The 21020-nt window shown below is 58.8% G+C and carries 19 protein-coding genes and 4 tRNA genes; 13 read left to right on the top strand and 10 right to left on the bottom strand.

All coding sequences use genetic code 11. The features are described 5' to 3' along the window. Positions 1-1341 (bottom strand): aromatic acid/H+ symport family MFS transporter, encoded by a 1341-nt coding sequence (locus tag NHU87_RS11810; protein WP_253548444.1) that lies wholly within the window; start codon positions 1339-1341, stop codon positions 1-3. Between the two features lie 366 nt (positions 1342-1707). Between NHU87_RS11810 and ppk2 the strand changes: the two genes are divergently transcribed. From ppk2 to NHU87_RS11765, 9 genes are all read left to right on the top strand, one after another. Further along, positions 1708-2532 carry a polyphosphate kinase 2 gene (ppk2, locus tag NHU87_RS11805; RefSeq protein WP_253548442.1) on the top strand — a complete coding sequence of 275 codons (825 nt, stop codon included), beginning with the start codon at positions 1708-1710 and terminating at the stop codon, positions 2530-2532. A 49-nt stretch (positions 2533-2581) separates the two neighbouring features. Further along, entirely contained in the window at positions 2582-4357 is a 1776-nt protein-coding gene (locus NHU87_RS11800) for a SulP family inorganic anion transporter (RefSeq protein ID WP_253548440.1), read from the top strand. 144 nt (positions 4358-4501) lie between these two features. Beyond that, positions 4502-5602: an AI-2E family transporter gene (locus tag NHU87_RS11795; protein WP_253548438.1), complete on the top strand. Its 1101-nt coding sequence runs from the start codon at positions 4502-4504 to the stop codon at positions 5600-5602. 22 nt (positions 5603-5624) lie between these two features. Next, positions 5625-6068 carry a potassium channel family protein gene (locus NHU87_RS11790; RefSeq protein ID WP_253548436.1) on the top strand — a complete coding sequence of 148 codons (444 nt, stop codon included), beginning with the start codon at positions 5625-5627 and terminating at the stop codon, positions 6066-6068. Between the two features lie 89 nt (positions 6069-6157). Then, a complete protein-coding gene (locus tag NHU87_RS11785) occupies positions 6158-6784 on the top strand; it encodes a DUF1780 domain-containing protein (protein ID WP_253548434.1) in 627 nt (208 codons plus the stop codon). Continuing rightward, positions 6781-7308, top strand: coding sequence for an MOSC domain-containing protein (locus NHU87_RS11780; RefSeq protein WP_253548432.1), 528 nt, complete (start codon positions 6781-6783; stop codon positions 7306-7308). Before NHU87_RS11785 ends, NHU87_RS11780 begins: the two co-directional genes overlap by 4 nt. Positions 7309-7359: 51 nt before the next feature. Further along, positions 7360-7533: a DUF3094 domain-containing protein gene (locus NHU87_RS11775; protein WP_253548430.1), complete on the top strand. Its 174-nt coding sequence runs from the start codon at positions 7360-7362 to the stop codon at positions 7531-7533. A gap of 60 nt (positions 7534-7593) precedes the next feature. After that, positions 7594-8892: an NAD(P)/FAD-dependent oxidoreductase gene (locus NHU87_RS11770; RefSeq protein ID WP_253548428.1), complete on the top strand. Its 1299-nt coding sequence runs from the start codon at positions 7594-7596 to the stop codon at positions 8890-8892. A gap of 339 nt (positions 8893-9231) precedes the next feature. Beyond that, positions 9232-9648 (top strand): HvfA family oxazolone/thioamide-modified RiPP metallophore, encoded by a 417-nt coding sequence (locus tag NHU87_RS11765; protein ID WP_253548426.1) that lies wholly within the window; start codon positions 9232-9234, stop codon positions 9646-9648. A gap of 106 nt (positions 9649-9754) precedes the next feature. On the opposite strand, the gene NHU87_RS11760 is transcribed toward NHU87_RS11765, so the two are convergent. From NHU87_RS11760 to rluD, 7 genes are all read right to left on the bottom strand, one after another. Then, positions 9755-9831 (bottom strand) — tRNA-Pro (locus NHU87_RS11760). Positions 9832-9926: 95 nt separating this feature from the next. Further along, positions 9927-10002: transfer RNA gene (locus tag NHU87_RS11755), tRNA-Lys, on the bottom strand. Positions 10003-10007: 5 nt separating this feature from the next. Beyond that, positions 10008-10084, bottom strand: a tRNA-Pro gene (locus NHU87_RS11750). A 9-nt stretch (positions 10085-10093) separates the two neighbouring features. Beyond that, positions 10094-10169, bottom strand: a tRNA-Asn gene (locus tag NHU87_RS11745). A 317-nt stretch (positions 10170-10486) separates the two neighbouring features. After that, a complete protein-coding gene (gene clpB / locus NHU87_RS11740; RefSeq protein ID WP_008008713.1) occupies positions 10487-13051 on the bottom strand; it encodes an ATP-dependent chaperone ClpB in 2565 nt (854 codons plus the stop codon). Positions 13052-13180: 129 nt separating this feature from the next. Then, entirely contained in the window at positions 13181-13906 is a 726-nt protein-coding gene (gene pgeF / locus NHU87_RS11735) for a peptidoglycan editing factor PgeF (protein WP_253548424.1), read from the bottom strand. After that, positions 13903-14865 (bottom strand): 23S rRNA pseudouridine(1911/1915/1917) synthase RluD, encoded by a 963-nt coding sequence (rluD, locus tag NHU87_RS11730; protein ID WP_007942311.1) that lies wholly within the window; start codon positions 14863-14865, stop codon positions 13903-13905. Before rluD ends, pgeF begins: the two co-directional genes overlap by 4 nt. A 151-nt stretch (positions 14866-15016) precedes the next feature. Between rluD and NHU87_RS11725 the strand changes: the two genes are divergently transcribed. From NHU87_RS11725 to NHU87_RS11710, 4 genes are all read left to right on the top strand, one after another. Next, the gene (locus NHU87_RS11725; RefSeq protein WP_253548422.1) at positions 15017-16039 is read left to right on the top strand and encodes an outer membrane protein assembly factor BamD; all 1023 of its coding nucleotides are present in this window, start codon (positions 15017-15019) and stop codon (positions 16037-16039) included. Between the two features lie 135 nt (positions 16040-16174). Continuing rightward, positions 16175-16408 carry a PP0621 family protein gene (locus NHU87_RS11720; protein WP_253548420.1) on the top strand — a complete coding sequence of 78 codons (234 nt, stop codon included), beginning with the start codon at positions 16175-16177 and terminating at the stop codon, positions 16406-16408. Further along, positions 16398-17987, top strand: a complete 1590-nt coding sequence (locus NHU87_RS11715) for a sensor histidine kinase (protein WP_253548418.1) — start codon at positions 16398-16400, stop codon at positions 17985-17987. The genes NHU87_RS11720 and NHU87_RS11715 overlap by 11 nt, the downstream gene beginning before the upstream one ends. 2 nt (positions 17988-17989) lie before the next feature. After that, entirely contained in the window at positions 17990-19330 is a 1341-nt protein-coding gene (locus tag NHU87_RS11710; protein WP_253548416.1) for a sigma-54-dependent transcriptional regulator, read from the top strand. Between the two features lie 127 nt (positions 19331-19457). Here the strand turns inward: NHU87_RS11710 and thiO are convergent, their stop codons facing one another. Then, entirely contained in the window at positions 19458-20558 is a 1101-nt protein-coding gene (thiO, locus tag NHU87_RS11705) for a glycine oxidase ThiO (RefSeq protein WP_253548414.1), read from the bottom strand. Between the two features lie 57 nt (positions 20559-20615). After that, positions 20616-21017 carry a type IV pilin protein gene (locus NHU87_RS11700; RefSeq protein ID WP_253548412.1) on the bottom strand — a complete coding sequence of 134 codons (402 nt, stop codon included), beginning with the start codon at positions 21015-21017 and terminating at the stop codon, positions 20616-20618. Positions 21018-21020 lie beyond the last annotated feature (3 nt).

Here is a 21020-nt window from a genome sequence, read left to right as displayed (position 1 = left end):
TCAAGCACCCGTCGGTGACAGCGCTCGGCTGACACCAGCGCTACGCCGGCTGCTGATGGCGAACACCGTCATGGCGAGAGCGGCCACCGCACCCGGCAAGGCAAACGCCATGAAGTTCAGTTGCAGCGGCAGGCTGATCCCCAGCAAGGCACCGCCCAACAGCGGACCGACAATCGCGCCGTTGCGGCCGATGCCCGACGCCCAGCCCAAACCGGTGGAGCGAATGGTCATGGAGTAGAACTGCGCGGCGCAAGCGTACAACAGAATCTGCGAACCGATGGTGGTGGCACCGGCTAGCGCAATCAGCAAGTACAACACCGGCATCGGGCTGTTGAAGCCCAGCAAACTGATCGATACCGCAGCTACGACGAAGAACACCGACAACACGCGCGGCAGGTTGAGCTTGTCACCCAGCACGCCGCCACCGACCGCGCCGAAAATGGCGCCGAAGTTAAGCACCAGCAGGAACGACAGACTCGAACCCAGGCTGTAACCGGCGTTGGCCATCAGTTTCGGCAGCCAGGAACTCAAGGCGTAAACCATCAGCAAGCAGCAGAAGAACGCCAGCCACAGCATCAGCGTGCGCAGCGCGCGACCCTCGCGAAACAGCTGCAACACCGGGGTGCCGGTACCCTTCACTTCGCTCATGTGCAATTGATCGTCGGCGTGAGCGACGTAAGCCGGGTCAACCCGTTCCAGGATGTTGCGCGCTTCTTCATTGCGCCCCTGACGCAGCATGAAACCCACCGATTCGGGCAGGAAGTACATGATCAGCGGCAACAACAGCAACGGCAGCGCCGCCACGTAAAACACCGATTGCCAGCCGAAACTCGGGATCAACACGATGCCGAGCCCCGCCGAGAGCATGCCGCCCACCGAGTAGCCGCTGAACATGATCGCCACCAGCGTGCTGCGGATTTTCTTCGGCGCGTATTCGTTCATCAGCGCCACGACGTTGGGCATCACCCCGCCAATGCCCAGCCCGGCAATGAACCGGCAGAGGCCAAACTCGGTGGGGTTACGGGCAAAACCATTGAGCACGGTAAAACCGCTGAACAGCATCACGCAGATCGTGATGGCTTTTTTGCGGCCGATCTTGTCCGACAGCGGGCCGAAAAACAGCGCGCCGAACATCATCCCGAACAAGGCATAACTGCCCAGTGCGCCGGCTTGCAGGGGACTGAGGCCCCACTCTTTCATCAGCATCGGCAACACCACGCCGTAGATCACCAAATCGTATCCGTCGAAGATGATGATCAGGGCGCACCAGAACAGCACCATCCAGTGAAAGCGGTTGAATCGAGCGTTGTCGATAACCTCATGTACGTTGATCTTGCGCATGGCATCTATCTCTTGTTGTTGTTTTTTTTAAGAGTCGGTAACGCGGCTAACGTCCGTACAGCCGAGGGTAGAGACGCCGGGCACGGGGCAATAGCCGCTTTGCGCAGATCGCTATCCGTTTTGTGCAATGCCCTGAATCGGGCGTAGGGCGAGGGAGTGTTCCAAGAGCCTGTAGCAACCCTGTAGAGGGTTGATTCATGGACTAGACTCACGCGATTGGTGATGGAGTTGAACGTCAAGAGCAGAGGGGCCGTCCACGACTAAGGCCAGTCTTGCTCGAAGCAGTGCGCGATCTGCAAGCGGATAGTGGCACCTGCAGGGGCTATCTATCGGTAATCAGCGACTGGCATAGGTGAGGCTTGGGTCATGGCAAAGGACAAGAAGAAAACCCCTGTTAAAAGTAACGCCGCTGAACCCTTGAAACTGACGAACAAAGACTATCTTGAGCAGTTACGCCGGCTGCATGTCGAAATGGTCAAGTTGCAGGAATGGGTGAAACAAAAGGGCATCAAGATTTGTATCGTCTTCGAGGGGCGCGACGGTGCCGGCAAGGGCGGGACGATCAAGGCGCTCACCGAGAGGGTGAGCCCGCGTGTCTTTCGGGTGGTGGCACTACCTGCACCGACCGATCGCGAGAAGAGCCAGATGTATATACAGCGCTACCTGGCGCACATGCCAGCGGCTGGCGAAGTGGTGATCTTCGATCGCAGTTGGTACAACCGCGCAGGGGTCGAGCGGGTGATGGGATTTTGTACCGATGAGCAGGTGGCCCGTTTCCTGGCCCTGGCCCCCCTCATGGAACGCATGATGGTCGACTCGGGCGTCATCCTGTTCAAGTATTGGCTGGAAGTCAGTGAAGAGGAACAAACCCGCCGGCTCGAGGCGCGGATCAAGGACGGCCGCAAAATCTGGAAACTGACGCCAATGGATCTCAAGTCCTACAGCCGCTGGTATGACTACTCACGCGCACGTGACGACATGTTCAAGGCGACCGACACCGATCATGCTCCGTGGCTTGTGGCCAACTCGAACGACAAGAAGCGGGCCCGCCTCAACATCATCTCTGATTTGCTCAGCCGCATTCCGTACAAGAATGTACCGCGCGAGAAGGTGATTTTGCCCAAGCGGCAGAAATCAGGCGGCTATCGTGAACCGGATTATCCGCTGCGGCGAATTCCAGAAAAATTCTGACCGGCTCGTTTAAGCGGATCTGCGCTGTACACCAAAGGGCCACAGTCCTATGAGCCATTCGGATGCTTCGCCTCCCGTCCCGGAACCGGGCCGCATTGCTCATCGGGATACCGGCGACGACGCCGGATGGAGCCGCTGGTTGCCGGGACTGCGCACGCTACGTGGATACAAAATAGCTTGGCTGCGGCACGATCTCGTGGCCGGGCTGGTGCTGACCACGATGCTGGTACCTGTCGGCATCGCCTACGCAGTGGCATCGGGCGTACCCGGCATCTATGGCCTTTACGCGACCATCGTTCCGCTGCTCGCGTATGCGCTGTTCGGACCCAGCCGGATTCTGGTGCTGGGGCCGGATTCCTCGCTGGCTGCCGTCATTCTCGCCGTCGTCCTGCCACTGTCCGGCGGCGACCCGCGTCGTGCAATCGCCCTCGCAAGCATGATGGCGATCGTCTCGGGGATTGTGTGCATCCTGGCCGGCATAGCGCGCTTGGGCTTTATCACGGAGCTGCTTTCCAAACCGATCCGCTACGGGTACATGAACGGGATCGCGCTGACGGTATTGATCAGTCAGTTGCCCAAATTTTTCGGTTTTTCGATTGAATCCGACGGCCCGCTGAGAAACCTGTGGGCGATCGCTACCGCGGTAATGGAGGGGAAAACCAACTGGACCGCGTTCATGGTCGGCGCAGGCACCTTGGCCGTGATTCTGCTGCTCAAGGGCAACAAGCGCATACCGGGCATTCTGATCGCCGTGGCAGGAGCAACCATTGCCGTGGGTATGCTGGACCTTGCAGAGCGCGCTGGAGTGTCGGTCCTCGGCTCTCTTCCACAAGGCTTGCCTGCGTTCGACATCCCCTGGATCACTCGCGCCGATATCGTCCCCGTCCTGATCGGCGGTTGTGCTGTTGCCCTGGTTTCGTTCGCCGATACCAGCGTGCTCTCGCGTGTCTATGCGGCGCGGACCCGTACCTATGTCGACCCGAACCAGGAAATGGTGGGCCTGGGCGTCGCTAACCTGGCCGCCGGACTTTTTCAGGGCTTTGCAATCAGCAGCAGTTCGTCACGTACGCCCGTGGCCGAGGCCGCAGGCGCCAAAACCCAGCTGACCGGCGTCATCGGCGCTCTGGCTGTTGCCTTACTGCTGTTGGTGGCGCCGGACCTATTGAAGGATTTACCCACCAGCGCACTGGCTGCAGTGGTGATCGCCTCCGCCATCGGCCTGATTGAGGTCACCGACCTGCGACGCATTTATCGCATCCAGCGTTGGGAGTTCTGGCTGTCGATCGTCTGCACCATCGGCGTGGCCGTGCTGGGCGCGATTGAAGGCATCGGCCTGGCCATCGTGATCGCCGTCATCGAATTTCTGTGGGATGGCTGGCGCCCTTACTCTGCCGTTCTGGGACGCGCGAAAGGCATCAAGGGTTATCACGACATCAAGCGTTACCCCGACGCGCGCCTTATACCCGGCGTGGTCCTGTTTCGCTGGGATTCGCCGTTGTTTTTCGCCAACGCCGAGTTGTTCCATGACCGAGTGCTGGACGCCGTGGCGGCATCGCCTACGCCAGTGCGCTGGTTGGTCATTGCGGCAGAACCCGTCACCAGCGTGGACGTGACCTCCGCCGACATGTTGGCGGAACTGGACGAAACCTTGCACGCGGCGGGCATCAAGTTATGCGTGGCCGAGATGAAGGACCCGGTCAAGGACAAGCTGAAGCGATTCGGGCTTTTCGCGCGGCTTGGCGAAGCGGCGTTTTTTCCAACAATTGGCGCAGCAGTCGACAGCTATCTCGAGGTACATCCGGTGGATTGGGACAAGGATCTCTAAGTGGCATCGGAGACTCTCAGCGACAGTCTTTATCAACGTTATCCATGTTTACCGGCGCGCCCGCGGGCCGCGCGCAGATTTCCAGCACGTCTATGCTGGACCCTACCGAATGCCTGCCTTTGCCACTTTCTACTGGAGGTGATCATGGTTCCCACGCCCATTCTCGAAAGGATTTTTTCCCGAGACCTGCTCGATGTACTGATTCGGGCCGGAGTGATTGCCGTTCTGGTGATCTTCTGCTTTCAGATCTTCAGCCCCTTCCACGATCTGATGCTGTGGTCGGTGATCCTGGCAATCACCCTCTACCCCTTGCAAGTCAGGTTCAAAGGCAAACTGGGGAACAAAGACGGGCTCACTGCGACGCTGATCGTATTGATCGCCATCAGTATTCTTATCGTGCCTGTTTATCTGATGGGAGCCTCGCTGGCGGATTCCGTGGAGAGGGTCATCACCCTGGTCAAAACCGACAGTTTTCATATTCCGCCCCCGTCGGCTACGGTAGCCAGCTGGCCACTCGTGGGTGAACCCCTTTATAACTTATGGGCGCAAGCCGCCACTGACCTGCCCGACCTGGCACAGAAGTTCATACCGCAAATCAAAGGTGTCAGCCTTTCCCTGCTGAGCAAGCTTGCGGGTGTCAGCATGGGGCTCCTTTTGTTCATCGTCGCCCTGATTATTGCCGGTATTTTTTTAGCGTATGGAGAAAGCGGCCACCGCAGTGCGGTGCAAATCGTTTCGCGCTTCAGTGGTCCGATCAATGGGCCGAAAATTGCCAATCTGTGCACCGCCACCATCCGGGCGGTGGCGCTGGGGGTGGTCGGCATCGCCTTCATTCAAATGCTGTTGGTGGGCATCGGCTTTGTGTTCATGGGCGTCCCCGGCGCCGGCCTTCTCGCCTTGGCGGTGCTGCTTCTTGGCATCATGCAATTACCGGCAACCCTGATTACCCTTCCGGTCATCGTCTTTGTTTTCATGAGCGAAGGTGCCAGTACGGCGACCATTGTGTTTGCCATCTATGTCTTCATCGCGGGATTGGTCGATAACGTCCTCAAACCACTGTTGCTAGGTCGTGGTGTCGATGTCCCGATGCCTGTGGTGCTGATCGGTGCCTTGGGCGGCATGGTCACGAGCGGTATCCTCGGCCTGTTTATCGGCCCTGTAATACTCGCGGTCGGCTATCAGCTGTTCTGGGAATGGGTGGATCAAGCGCGAGAACCCGGGCCAGACAACCAGGGGCAGACCTGACACAGCGGCAGAGGATATTCCCATGCTGTTGAATCTATTGGCCGGCCTTCCCGTGATGTTGTTCTGCCTGTTACTGCAAGCCATTTTCGTGACTGTATGCCTGCGTCAATACGTGCGTTTCAGGCATGCCCAACCCGCTGAATCGCAATGGCTGAATATCCTGTTGTTGTCGATGGTAATGCTGCTGATGCTGTTGAGTAATTTCGTGCAGATGGCCATCTGGGCCACGCTGTTCATGCTGCTCGACGAATTCGACGAATTCGCCACCGCGCTGTATCACTCGGCGGTCAATTTCGCCACGCTGGGCTATGGCGACATCGTCATGTCCGCACGCTGGCGCCTGCTTGGCCCATTGGAGGCCGCCAACGGAATCCTGATGTTTGGTGTTTCCACCGCGGTGATGACCGCTGCGGTGATGGATGTCATAAAGCACAACATGGATAGGCTAAAGCGTGAACACCCATAGGCATGCCAGAAAAAACGGGTAAGACTCTGTCTGAAGAAATCACGACAGACTTATTATTCAGATCACATTTGAACGCTAAGCTTGGGCCTATGGATGATTCAGATTATTTACGCCTGCTGACCATTGCGGCCGAGCAAGCCAACACGTTCCTCTCCAATGCCCGCAAATGGGAGCGTGAGCGTTGGGTTTGCCAGCGCCTGCTGCAGGGCCTGAACATTCCCTATCGCGCCGACGAGTTTGCCCCTGCCGGGGAGCCGCCCGACGTGTTGTTCCGCGACGCAAACTTCGAAGTGTTTTTTGTGCTCGACGAGGGCCGGCGCCTCAACGATGAATGGCGTGATGAGTTGCAACGTCGACGCAGCGCGTTTTCCCTGAGCCAGCTGGTGCGCCGCGAGGCCAAGCCCCGGCGCATCCCGGCCAATGAATTTCTGCTGAGACTGGCGCCGACCTTGCGCAAAAAAGCCCATAACTACCAAGAGCGCGGCATGGACCTGGGGGAGCTGGACATCATCGCTTTCGCCAGTCTCAAGCGCGAAGTGCTGGACCTCAACAGCCACTTTCCGCCACCCACCGAGTATTTGCGTCAGGGCTGGCGCTCGTTGTCGCTGGTCGGTCCAACCTTCGCCCGAGTGCTGTTCGCCCATCCGGAGGCTCCGGATTTTCTGCGTAGCAATCTGGGCCGCAGCATCGTTTTCGACGTTGGGATCAGCCTGTGAGTCCGTTGCAGGAACTGATCGCCGAAGTACCGCAACAAGGCCGTGTCCGCTGGATCGGTGTACGGCCGCAATCCCACTCGCCGATGATCGAACTCGATGCTGTAGAAGCACGACTTGAAGCCGGGTTGACCGGTGATCATGCCCGTCCCGGTGTGCGCAATGCGCGGCAGGTGACTTTGATTCAGTGGGAACACCTGGCTGTAATCAATTCCCTGATGGACCGTTCGGACGATCAGCCCGTACGGCCTCAGGATCTGCGGCGCAATATCGTCGTCAGCGGTATCAACCTGTTCAGCCTCAAGGGCCGGCGTTTCAGGATCGGCCAGGCGATTTTCGAAACCACCGGCTGGTGCCAGCCCTGCGCACGTCTCGAAAACAACCTCGGCCCCGGGACCTTTCAGGCCGTTCGCGGACATGGCGGAATCACTGCCCGAGTGTTACAAAGTGGCATCATTCGCCTGAACGACAGGGTGAATGTCGAGCCGATTCCGGACAGCGGCTATGCTCCGTTCAACCCAGGATAAAAGCCCTGTAGCTTCTAAACATTCAGCAACGTCTACCTGACGAGGCCCAATATGACCAGCCGCCTGAACCCGGACGACCAGAAGCATGTCGAAGAGTACCTGCGCCTTTCCCAGCACCAAGTCGAGCGCCGGCCTTTCCGGCCGTGGATGCTCCTGGTGGTGGTGTTGGCAGTGACCATTGGTTTAGGCCTGTTGAGCCGCTTTATCAGTTACCTGACGCTATGAGCTGCATCGCGCTCGCTCGGGTAATTGCACCGATTTCTTTTAGCCTTGCGAGATATCCCCATGACTCATCGTATTGTCATCGTTGGCGGCGGCGCCGGCGGTCTGGAGTTGGCTACCCGTCTGGGTAAGACTCTGGGCAAGCGCGGCACGGCCAGTGTGATGCTGGTCGACGCGAACCTGACCCACATCTGGAAACCGTTGTTGCACGAAGTGGCGGCAGGTTCTCTGAACTCCACCGTAGACGAACTCAACTATGTCGCTCAGGCGAAATGGAACCATTTCGAGTTCCAGCTGGGGCGCATGAGCGGGCTCGATCGCGCACAGAAGAGAATCCAGCTGGCCGCCACCTACGACGAGGCCGGTCTGGAACTGGTGCCGGCGCGCGAAGTGCCTTACGACTCGCTGGTGATTGCTGTCGGCAGCACCACCAACGATTTCGGCACGCAGGGCGCAGCGCAGCATTGCCTGTTCCTCGACACCCGCAAACAGGCCGAGCGCTTCCATCAGCAGTTGCTCAATCACTACCTGCGCGCCCACGCCGGGCAAACCGATAAAGTCGAGCAGATCAGCGTAGCGATCGTCGGCGCCGGTGCCACCGGGGTCGAACTGGCAGCGGAACTGCACAACGCCGCCCATGAACTCGCGGCCTACGGCCTGGACCGAATCAAACCGGAAAACATGCACATCACCCTGATCGAAGCCGGACCACGGGTGCTCCCTGCCCTGCCGGAACGAATCGGCGGGCCTGTGCATAAAACCCTGGAGAAACTCGGGGTCAACGTGATGACCAATGCCGCGGTCAGCGAAGTGACGGCAGACAGTCTGATCACCGCCGATGGCAAAGTGATCAACGCCAGCCTCAAAGTCTGGGCCGCCGGGATTCGTGCGCCGGGTTTCCTCAAGGACATCGATGGCCTGGAAACCAACCGCATCCATCAGCTGCAAGTGTTGCCGACCCTGCAAACCACCCGCGACGAGAACATCTTCGCCTTCGGTGACTGCGCGGCCTGCCCACAACCGGGCACCGACCGCAATGTGCCGCCGCGCGCCCAGGCCGCGCACCAGCAAGCTTCGTTGCTGGCCAAATCGCTGAAACTGCGGATCGAAGGCAAGACCCTGCCGGAATACAAGTACACCGATTACGGTTCGCTGATCTCGCTGTCGCGTTTTTCGGCTGTGGGCAACTTGATGGGTAACCTCACCGGTAGCGTGATGCTTGAGGGCTGGCTGGCGCGGATGTTTTACGTGTCGTTGTATCGCATGCACCAGATGGCGTTGTATGGCGCGTTCCGCACGGCGATGTTGATGTTGGGTAGCAAGATTGGGCGCGGGACTGAGCCGCGGCTGAAGCTGCATTAAGATTTTCGGCGTTGCTTAGGGCCTCTTCGCGGGCAAGCCTCGCTCCCACAGGATATGTGTCGGATCCAGATTCCATGGTCGACACATATCCTGTGGGAGCGTGGCTTGCCCGCGATGCAGGCGCCTCGGTCCAACCTGCGAACACTTCTGTGTCTCACTGTATCTGCCCCGCCGATTCCATCCCTTCGCTTACAAAGCCCTCCTTGCACGACACAGTAGCGATACACCACGCCCGCTAAATGGCCACACCCGAGCAAGGCACCGCCTGCTTCGGTCATCGCCGCGCTCATGTGGCGTCCTTTATCGACCGGTTGTGTCGTGCAACCCAGGAGATTTGTAATGTCCCGTACCACTACTCTCAGCAAAAACACCGTTGGCCTGCTCGGCGCTGTCCTGGCCGGAGGCATGATGTTGTCCGGTTCTGTCTTCGCTTCGCAGCCGCTGACTCAAGGCTACCTGCTGGCTTCGGCGGAACAGGTCGTGAAGACGCCTGAAGGCAAATGTGGCGAAGGTAAATGTGGCGAAGGCAAGTGCGGCGATGCATCGATGGCCAAGACCGACACCGATGATGACGGCAAGGTATCCCGCGCGGAATTTTTGAAAGTGGCACCCAAGGCTGACTTCGACAAGATCGACACCAACCATGACGGCCAGATCGACGAACAAGAGGCTTTTGATAACGTGAAAGCCAACTATGAAACCAACGGCAAAAAAATGCCGAAGGGCTTGTTCGAGCACCTGAAAGACAATAGCTAAGCCTCTGAAGGCCCAAGCCCCGCTTCTCCATCGAGAAGCGGGGCTTTTTTGCATTTACAGCAGGCAAAAAAAATCCCCGTATCTTTCGATACGAGGATTTTTAATATGGTCGGGGTAAGGGGATTCGAACTCCTGACATCCTGCTCCCAAAGCAGGCGCGCTACCGGACTGCGCTATACCCCGGTAAAAAAAAGGCACCTCTGAAAGGCGCCTTCTTCGATCAGCGCTTTTGGCCTCTGATCTTAAGATTCGATTCCAGCGCTAACTGGTTTCAAAAATGGTGGGTCGTGTGGGATTCGAACCTACGACCAATTGGTTAAAAGCCAACTGCTCTACCAACTGAGCTAACGACCCAAAAATGGTCGGGGTAAGGGGATTCGAACTCCTGACATCCTGCTCCCAAAGCAGGCGCGCTACCGGACTGCGCTATACCCCGGTTTGAAATTGGCTCCGTGACCAGGACTCGAACCTGGGACCCAATGATTAACAGTCATTTGCTCTACCGACTGAGCTATCACGGAACTACATATTTCAATTACAACTGGTATTTCAATTTACAACTCTGAAGCTTGCTTCACCTCTTCGACCCGTTCGCATCGCTGCGTTCGTGTGTCTGAGGCGCGCTATTCTACAATCTTAAGCACCTCTGTCAACCCCCTAAATTGCTTTCAAGTTAATGATTTGCAACTTATTTCAGATTCCTGCTTGGGGAGCAGAAACCCCTTGGGGTGACTTACTGCGGGGCGCACTTTACAAGCCTTTTCCTTTGAGTTCAACAGCCTGGCGAAAAAAAGGCCTCGCGATGCGAGGCCTCCTTCTATGGCATTGCCACTGAGCTTCAGACGAAAACGATTTCGTCGTTTTCCACGACACCCTTGGCGGTATCGCCGGGCATGAATCGACCCGACAGAATCAGCTGTGCCAGCGGGTTCTCGATCCAGCGCTGGATCGCCCGTTTGAGCGGCCGAGCGCCATAGACCGGGTCGTAACCCACGGCGATGAGCTTATCCATCGCTTCCGGACTCAGCTCAAGCTTCAGCTCGCGCTCGGTCAGGCGGCTACGCAGGCGTCCCAACTGGATCTCGGTAATGCCGGCGATCTGATCCCGAGCCAGCGGCTCGAAAATCACCACTTCGTCGACCCGGTTGATGAACTCCGGCCGGAAGTGCGTGGAAATCGCATCCATCACCGCCGCGCGCTGTGCTTCGCGATCCCCTACCAACTCCTGAATCTGCACCGAGCCAAGGTTGGAGGTCATGACAATCACAGTATTTTTGAAATCCACCGTGCGGCCATGGCTGTCGGTCAAACGGCCATCTTCAAGCACTTGCAGCAAGATGTTGAATACGTCCGGGTGGGCCTTCTCGACCTCGTCCAGAAGGATTACCGAATAAGGCTTGCGACGCACCGCCTCGGTCAGGTAACCGCCCTCTTCATAGCCCACATAGCCCGGTGGCGCGCCGATCAGTCGAGCCACGGAATGTTTCTCCATGAACTCGGACATGTCGATCCGCACCATCGCCTCTTCGGTATCGAACAGGAACTCGGCCAGCGCCTTGCACAGCTCGGTTTTACCGACACCGGTCGGGCCGAGGAACATGAACGAGCCGCTCGGGCGATTCGGGTCGGACAACCCGGCGCGGGAACGCCGCACCGCGTTGGAGACAGCGATCACCGCTTCGTCCTGACCGATCACACGCTGGTGCAACAGGCTTTCCATCTTCATCAGTTTTTCGCGCTCGCCCTCGAGCATTTTCGCCACGGGAATGCCGGTCCACTTCGACACGACTTCAGCGATCTCTTCTTCAGTCACCTTGCTGCGCAGCAACTGGTTTTCGCTTTTGCCGTGCTGATCGACCATTTGCAGGCTGCGCTCCAGGTCCGGGATCACCCCGTATTGCAACTCGGCCATGCGGTTCAGGTCGCCTTTACGGCGCGCGGCTTCCAGTTCCTGACGGGACTGTTCGATCTTCTGCTGGATCTGCGCCGAACCCTGGACTTCGGCTTTTTCCGAGTTCCAGATTTCTTCGAGGTCCGAATATTCACGCTCGTGACGAACGATTTCTTCCTGCAGTTTTTCCAGACGCTTCTTCGCCGCGTCGTCACTTTCTTTCTTCAGCGCCTGGGATTCCACCTTCAGCTGAATCAGGCGACGTTCCAGACGGTCCAGCACTTCCGGCTTGGAGTCGATCTCCATGCGGATGCGGCTGGCGGCTTCGTCAATCAGGTCGATGGCTTTGTCCGGCAGCTGACGGTCGGTGATGTAACGATGACTGAGCTTGGCCGCTGCGATGATCGCGCCGTCGGTGATCGCCACCTTGTGGTGAACTTCGTAACGCTCTTTCAGGCCACGCAGGATGGCGATGGTGTCTTCTTCGCTCGGCTCATCCACCAAGACTTTCTGGAAGCGCCGTTCGAGGGCCGCATCCTTCTCTATATATTGGCGGTACTCGTTGAGCGTGGTCGCGCCGACGCAGTGCAGTTCACCCCGAGCCAACGCAGGCTTGAGCATATTGCCCGCATCCATCGAACCCTCACCTTTGCCGGCGCCAACCATGGTGTGCAGTTCGTCGATGAACAGAATGATCTGCCCTTCCTGCTTCGACAGTTCGTTAAGCAGGGATTTGAGGCGTTCTTCGAACTCGCCGCGGTATTTGGCACCGGCAATCAGCGCCCCCATGTCCAGAGACAACAAACGCTTGCCTCTCAGGCCATCCGGCACTTCGCCGTTGATGATGCGCTGGGCCAGGCCTTCGGCGATGGCGGTTTTACCCACGCCAGGCTCACCGATCAACACCGGATTGTTCTTGGTACGGCGTTGCAGGACCTGAATGGTGCGGCGAATTTCGTCGTCACGACCGATCACTGGATCGAGCTTGCCTTCTTCGGCGCGCTTGGTCAGGTCGATGGTGTATTTGTCGAGCGCCTGACGCGATTCTTCGTGGTTGGCGTCATTGACTGCCTCACCGCCACGCAGGTTATTGATCGCGTTTTCCAGAGCTTTCTTGCTGACGCCCTGGCCCAGCAACAATTTGCCGAGCTTGCTGTTCTCGTCCATGGCGGCGAGCAGCACCAGTTCGCTGGAGATGAACTGGTCGCCCTTCTGCTGGGCCAGACGATCGGCCTGGTTGAGCAGGCGCGCCAGATCCTGCGACATGTTCACATCGCCGGTGGGGTTCTGGATTTTCGGCAGCTGATCGAGGGCTTTGGTCAACTCTTTACGCAAGCTGTTGACGTCAAAACCCACTTGCATCAGCAGGGGTTTGATCGAACCACCTTGCTGTTCAAGCATGGCCTGCATCAAATGCGCCGGCTCAATGGCCGGATGATCAAGGCCGACGGCCAGGGATTGGGCGTCGGACAAGGCTAACTGCAATTTGCTGGTTAAACGGTCTATACGCATGGGTCACCTTCCTTTTGAGCAGGCCGGACCTATAAACATCCTGAATGAAGAAACCTGCCAGATACCGCTATAGATGCGGTCGATTCTGGAAGATTCAAGCGTCAAACAATTGATGTAGATCAGCGAAGCTTAGTGATCGAGCCAGATCAGGGAGGCAAACCGGCCGGTGCGTGGACTACGGCGATAGGAAAAGAAGCGAGGATCGGTCACGGTGCAGAAACCACCGCCATAAACAGCGGTAACGCCCCGAGCGGCCAGACGTAAACGCGCCAGCTCATAGATGTCGGCCATGAACTTGCCGGCATTCTGGCTCGGCACAAATGCTTTATCGGCTTCGGGCAATTGCTCGACGAAGGTTTCACGCACTTCCGGGCCGACTTCAAAGGCCTGTGGGCCAATGGCCGGGCCAAGCCAGACCAGCACGTCTTCAGGTGGCACGGCCAGACTGTCGAGGGTCGCTTCCAGCACACCCGCCGCCAACCCGCGCCAACCGGCATGGGCGGCAGCGACGCGGGTGCCGGCACGGTCGCAAAACAGCGCCGGAAGGCAGTCGGCGGTCATCGCGGTGCAAGCGATACCGGGTGTTGCCGTCCAGCTGGCGTCGGCAGTGGCTACCAGGTTTGGATCCGCTTGGGCCACGACAATGCCGTGAACCTGCTTTAACCAAGCTGGTTGAATAGAGAAGTGATCAGTGAGGCGACGGCGGTTCTCGGCGACAGCTTCGGGGCTGTCGTCGACATGATCGCCCAGATTGAGGCTGTCGAACGGCGCCAGACTGACGCCGCCCGCACGAGTGGTAACGCAGGCTTTCACCCCGGCAGGCGCAGGCCAGTCGGGAATCAGCCAGTTACTCATCCGATGAACGCCTCACGGTCTTGCTTGAGCAACGTCAGCAACCAGACAAAGTCATCCGGCAGTGGCGATTCCCAGCTCATGCGTTTACCGGTGGTCGGATGATCCAGCTCCAGGAACCGCGCATGCAGGGCCTGACGCGGGAACGCCTTCAAGGATTCGACCATGGTCACACTGGCGGCCGGCGGAATGCGGAAACGACCGCCGTAGGCAGGATCTCCGACCAACGGGTAGTTGATGTGCGCCATGTGCACGCGAATCTGGTGCGTACGACCGGTTTCCAGCTTTACCCGCACGTGAGTGTGGGAGCGGAAACGCTCGAGCACGCGGTAATGGCTGACGGCTTGCTTGCCACCTTCCATCACGGCCATGCGCTGGCGTTGCTGGCCATGACGACCGATCGGCGCGTTGATCTTGCCGCCGGCTGTCACCACACCGATCACGATGCACTCGTAGATGCGGCTTACGCTGCGGCTCTGCAATTGCGTGACCAGTTGTGTCTGCGCCTGAATGGTCTTGGCCACCACCATCAGACCAGTGGTGTCCTTGTCCAGGCGATGCACGATACCGGCGCGGGGCACATTGATGATGTCCGGCACGTGGTGCAGCAAGGCGTTGAGCAAGGTGCCATCAGCGTGACCGGCAGCAGGATGCACCACCAGGCCCGCAGGCTTGTTGATCACCAGGATGTCGTCGTCTTCATAGACGATGTCCAGCTCGATGTCTTGAGCGATCCATTCGCCCTGAGCTTCCTGCTCGGCAGTCAGCTCAAGAATGGCGCCACCGTGAACGATGTCTCGCGGGCGGATAACCGCCCCATCCACAGTCAGGCGGCCGTCTTTGATCCAGGCGGAAAGGCGCGAGCGCGAGTGCTCAGCGAATAATTGTGCGGCGACTTGATCGAGGCGTTGGCCGCCCAATTCGGACGGCACCTCTGCGCGAAGTTCAATTTTATCGGACATGCTCAGACTAGGCGTCGGCACAGCCTTTGGTTTCGGCTGCGCGCTTGTGGTTAAATACGGCGTCTTTTGCCCCGAGGCTTTTCAACGGGGCGCTCATCATAACAGGACGGCCCCGCCCAAGACAGCGGCCGTCATAGGGACGCAAGCCGCCATGCAAGTGAAACACCTGCTGCTGATCGCCATCCTCGCATTGACCGCTGCTTGCTCATCGAAGGAAGTCGTAGACGAAAACCTGAGCGAAGTCGAGCTGTACCAGCAGGCTCAGGCCGACCTGGACAATAATAGCTACACCGCCGCCACAGCCAAGCTGAAGGCGCTGGAGTCGCGTTATCCGTTCGGTCGCTATGCCGATCAGGCTCAACTCGAGCTCATCTACGCCAACTACAAGAATACCGAGCCTGAGGCTGCGAAGTCCGCCGCCGAGCGTTTCATTCGTCTGCACCCGCAGCATCCGAACGTGGATTACGCCTACTACCTCAAGGGTCTGACCTCTTTCGACCAGGACGTCGGCCTGCTGGCGCGCTTCCTGCCGCTGGACATGACCAAGCGTGACCCGGGCGCCGCTCGCGACTCCTATAACGAGTTCGCCCAGCTGACCAGCCGCTTCCCGAACAGCCGCTACTCGCCGGATGCCAAGCAGCGCATGATCTACCTGCGCAACCTGCTGGCTTCCTACGAGATTCACGTTGCCGACTATTACCTGACCCGTCAGGCCTATGTCGCCGCCGCGAACCGTGGTCGTTACGTGGTGGAAAACTTCCAGGAAACCCCTTCGGTCGGTGATGGCCTGGCGGTGATGACTGAAGCCTACCAGCGTCTGCACCTGGACGAACTGGCCGCGACCAGCCTCGAAACCCTGAAGCTCAACTACCCGAACCACCCAAGCCTGGTGGACGGTCAGTTCGTGCCCTCGAAGGACGAAGCCGACAACCGTTCGTGGTTGAGCAAGGCTACTTTGGGCCTGATCGAATCCCGTCCCCCGCTGCCGCCGGGTGAAACCCGCGCCAATCAGGACGTGCAGAAACAATTCCAGGATGCCAAGGACGCGATTCCTAACGAGCTCAAGCCTAAAGATGAAGACGGCGATGTGATCGAAGAAGAGGAACACGAGTCCGAAGCCAACACTACCGACCGTTCATGGTTCAGCTACATGACCTTCGGCGTGTTCGACTGACGCTGGGGTTGTGCCGAGAAGGCGCCTTTCGAGGCGCCTTTTTTATTACCGGATTTCAGGGAGGGGCGTATTGCGCTGTGCGCCTGACCCGTCCTTGGCTAAACTGCCAATTCATTAGTCAAAAAGCAGCTCACCATGCTTCGTTTATTGTTCTGGATCGCCCTGATTGCCGCTGCGGTATGGCTCTGGCGCAAATTCAAAGCCCCTACGTCGGGCACCCATACGCCACGCGAACAGGATGCCCCGCCCATGGTGCGTTGCGCCCATTGCGGCGTACACCTGCCCCGCGACCGCGCGCTGAAACTCGAACAACAGTGGTATTGCAGCCAGGCTCATCTTGAGCAAGGCCCGGGCTCCAGTGATCGCTGAGACGCCCAGTCCCGGCACCAAACAGGCCCAGCGACTGCTGCGCCTCTATCACCTCTACCGCTTAAGCGTCGGCATCACTCTGGTGCTGCTGATTTCCAGCAACATGGACAACCAGTTGCTGACGTTTGCCAATGACGACCTGCTGCGCAATGGCAGCTGGTTGTACCTGGTGCTGAATATCCTGCTGGTGGTCTTTCTGGGAAACACCCGGCGCCCGGCGCAGTTATTCAGCCTGACGCTGGTCGATGTCCTGCTGCTGTGCGGGCTGTTCTATGCAGCCGGTGGCGTGGCCAGCGCCATCGGCAATTTGCTGATCGTGTCGGTGGCCATTGGCAACACTCTCCTGCGCGGGCGTATCGGCTTGCTGATCGCTGCAGTCGGCGCCCTCGGCATCGTCGGCTTGAGCTTCCTTCTTAGCTTCAGCCACCCCGCCAGCGCCAGCGATTACCTGCAAGTGGGTACTCTCGGCGCCCTGTGTTTTACCGCGGCATTGCTGGTGCAAGGCTTGACCCGACGACTGGAAGTCAGCGAAACCCTGGCCGAGCAGCGGGCCAGCGAAGTGCTTGGCCTCGAAGCGCTCAACGCGCTGATTCTGCAACGCATGCGCACGGGCATTCTGGTGCTCGACGACCAGCGGCGGGTTCAACTGGCCAATCACAGCGCCTTGACCTTGCTGGGGCAGGAAAAACTCGATGGCCAGTTGATCGACGACCACTCGATGCCGTTGGTCGAGCGGCTTCAACTGTGGTTCAACAATCCGACTTTGCGCCCGCAAAGCTTGAAAATCGCCAGCAATGGGCTGGAGTTGCAACCGAGCTTCATTGCCCTGGACTATAGCCCGCACCACCAGACGCTGGTTTTTCTCGAAGACCTCGCCCAAATCGCCCAACAGGCCCAGCAACTTAAACTCGCCGCCCTCGGCCGCCTGACTGCCGGTATTGCCCATGAGATCCGCAATCCACTAGGCGCCATTAGTCATGCCGCGCAGTTACTGCAGGAATCCGAGGAACTGAACGGCGCGGATCGGCGTCTGACGCAGATTATTCAAGACCACTCTCAGCGAATGAATCGGGTAATCGAAAATGTTCTGCAACTGTCCCGTCGCCAGCAAACCGTGCCGCAACGCCTGGATCTGCGGCCGTGGCTGGAGCACTTCGTCGCCGAAACCCGCGAAGGGGCGACCGAGCATCAGCAGATTCACCTGCACATCGGCTCGGGGGACTTCAAAACCCTGATGGATCCGAATCAGCTGACCCAGATTCTCGACAATCTGTTACGCAATGCCTGGCGCCATAGCGCCCTGAACCATGATCGAGCGCAGGTCTGGCTCGAGTTGTTTATTGACCCGGGCAGCCAGTTGCCGACCCTTGAAGTCCTGGACGATGGCCCCGGCGTGACGCCGGACCAGCGCTCGCACTTGTTTGAACCGTTCTTCACCACCAGCAGCCAGGGCACTGGCCTGGGGCTTTATCTGTCCCGTGAGCTGTGCGAAAGCAATCAGGCCCGCCTAGACTTCAAACCACGCCAAGGCGGCGGCTGCTTTCGCATCACCTTTGCTCACGGACGGAAACAAAGTTGAATATGAGCCCACGGCAAAAAATCCTGATCGTCGACGATGAGCCGGATATCCGCGAACTCCTGGAAATAACCCTGGGACGGATGAAACTCGACACCTTCAGTGCCCGCAACCTTGCAGAAGCACAGGCGCTGCTGGCTCGGGAGACGTTCGACCTGTGCCTGACCGACATGCGCCTGCCCGACGGCACGGGTCTGGCGCTGGTGCAGCACATCCAGCAGCGCTATGCGCAAGTGCCAGTGGCGATGATCACCGCCTATGGCAGCCTGGAAACGGCGATCAACGCCCTCAAGGCTGGCGCCTTTGATTTTCTGACCAAACCGGTTGACCTCACCCGCCTGCGCGAACTGGTCACCAGCGCCTTGAGTCTGCCGGCACCAGGCGGTGCCAGCAGCGCCATCGACCGTCGGCTACTGGGCGATTCCCTGCCGATGCGTAGCCTGCGCAAACAAATCGACAAACTGGCCCGCAGCCAGGCTCCTGTGTACATCAGCGGCGAGTCCGGCAGCGGCAAGGAACTGGTCGCCCGACTGATCCACGACCAAGGCCCACGCGCCAGCCGACCGTTCGTTCCGGTGAACTGTGGGGCGATTCCGTCGGAATTAATGGAAAGCGAGTTTTTCGGCCATCGCAAAGGCAGTTTCAGCGGCGCCATCGAAGATAAACCCGGGCTGTTCCAGGCCGCTCAGGGTGGCACTTTGTTCCTCGATGAAGTGGCAGATCTGCCGCTGGCGATGCAGGTCAAGCTTTTGCGGGCCATCCAAGAGAAAGCCGTGCGCAGCATCGGTGGGCAGCAGGAAACCGTGGTCGATGTGCGCATTCTCTGCGCCACCCATAAAGACCTCGATGCCGAAGTCGCCGCCGAACGCTTTCGCCAGGACTTGTACTACCGCCTGAACGTGATCGAGCTGCGGGTGCCGCCCTTGCGCGAACGCCGCGACGACATTGAGCTTCTGGCCAACAATATGCTCAAGCGACTGGCGGCTGGCACTGGCCAACCCGCGGCAAAACTCCACCCGCAAGCCCTCGACGCACTGAAAAGCTATCGTTTTCCAGGAAACGTGCGGGAATTGGAAAACATGCTTGAGCGGGCGCACACCTTGTGCGAAAACAAACAAATCGAAGCCAGCGACCTGCGGCTGGCCGAAGGTAACTGCAACCCGGACGGCGATGTGCCGGACCTGACGCAGATCGACAACCTGGAAGCCTATCTGGAAAACGTCGAACGCAAACTCATTCTCCAGGCCCTGGAAGAAACCCGCTGGAACCGCACAGCAGCGGCTCAGCGGTTGAATCTGTCGTTTCGGTCGATGCGTTACAGGCTCAAGAAATTGGGGCTGGATTGAGGGCCTCTTCGCGGGCAAGCCTCGCTCCTACAGATTGATGTCGTTCGCAAACGTGTTGATCGACTCAAATCTGTAGGAGCGAGGCTTGCCCGCGAAGGCGATCTGACCAACTACAAAGATCGTTCGGTCAGATCCGCCCCTCCGGTGCATACGGTGCCGGATCAATGATCGGTGCCCGCCCCAGCATCACATCCGCAAACAACTGACACGACGCCGGCGCCAGCACCAATCCATTGCGGTAGTGCCCGCAGTTGAGCCAGAGCCCGTCAAACCCCGGCACCCGACCGATATAGGGAATCCCTTCCGGCGAACCCGGCCGCAACCCGGCCCAATGCCCCACCACCTCGGCATCCGCCAGCGCCGGAATCAACTCCACCGCCGAGGCCTTCAGGCTTTCCAGCGCGGTGTCGGTTGGCGTCTTGTCGAAGCCTTCATGCTCCAGCGTACTGCCGATCAGAATGTGCCCGTCACGCCGAGGAATGGCATAACGTCCCTTGGCCAGGACCATGCTTGGAAGGAAGTCCGCCGCGCACTTGTAGAGAATCATCTGGCCTTTGACCGGCTCGACCGGCAGCTCCAGGCCCAGGCTTTTCAGCAAGTCACCGCTCCAGGCCCCGGCCGTCAAAACCACCTGATCCCCCGCAATCGCCCCCATCGAGGTTTGTACCCCGACCACCGCAGCGCCTTCACGGATAAACCCGCTGACCTCGCACTGCTCGTGAATCGTCACGTTCGGCAGCGCCAGCAAGGCTGCCTTGAGGGATTTCACCAGCCGTGGATTTCGCACATTGGCCACGTCGGCCATGTAGATCGCCCGCGAAAAACCGGTGCCCAATACCGGCACCGCATCGTGTGCCGCTGAGATATCCACAGCCCGCAGCGGGCGGTTTTCCCGTTTGGCCCAGGCGAGCGCTTCGGCCTCGTCATCCAGGTCCAGCCAGTACAACCCGGTGGTGTGCACTTCAGGATCGACACCCGTGGCAGCGAACAAGCGTTCCGCCAGCTGTGGATAAAAATCCTGGGACCAATGAGCCAGCGCAGTAACCGCCGGGCTGTAGCGCCACGGGTAGAGCGGCGAAACGATCCCGCCACCAGCCCAGGACGACTCCTGACCGACATTCGAGCGGTCCAGCAGTACGACGCTCTGCACTTCGGACGCGAGATTGAAAGCCGTCAGCAGGCCAATCACCCCGCCGCCGACAATCACCACTTGCTGTTGCCTGCTCATGTTCTGATCCAACCGTTCAATTAGACAGAGGGCGTAAAGGGCGCCCGAAAAATAAACTCAGCGACCCCAGCAATCCTTGGTGGTCAGGCCAGACGTCGCATTGACCATGCTTCTGATGCCGGTATTGGTGAGGGTGAAATCACCGCACTTGTCGCTCGCCATGGTCGAACCGGCCTTGCGTGTGGCCGTCAGCAGGAAGGCCTGATCGGTCAGGGCCGGGGTGATCGTATAGAAATCATTGCCGGCACTCAGACCGGTGGCGCCAGTGTAGGCATTACTCTTCGTATAAAAACGCTCCAGAATCTGCGCTTGCTCGGAAAGTAACCCGGCGACTTCAGTGCGGTGGCCCTTTTTTACATATTCGGTGAGGCTCGGATAGCCAATGGTGATGACGATCCCGATGATCGCTATCACGATCATGATTTCGATCAGGGTAAAACCTCGGTTGGATCTGCGCATGCC

It is taken from the genome of Pseudomonas mandelii, from assembly GCF_024138395.1.
Lineage (GTDB): Bacteria > Pseudomonadota > Gammaproteobacteria > Pseudomonadales > Pseudomonadaceae > Aquipseudomonas > Aquipseudomonas mandelii_E.
The sequence above is the reverse complement of the archived record's forward strand: the minus strand, read 5'-3'. Positions and strand labels throughout refer to the sequence as shown.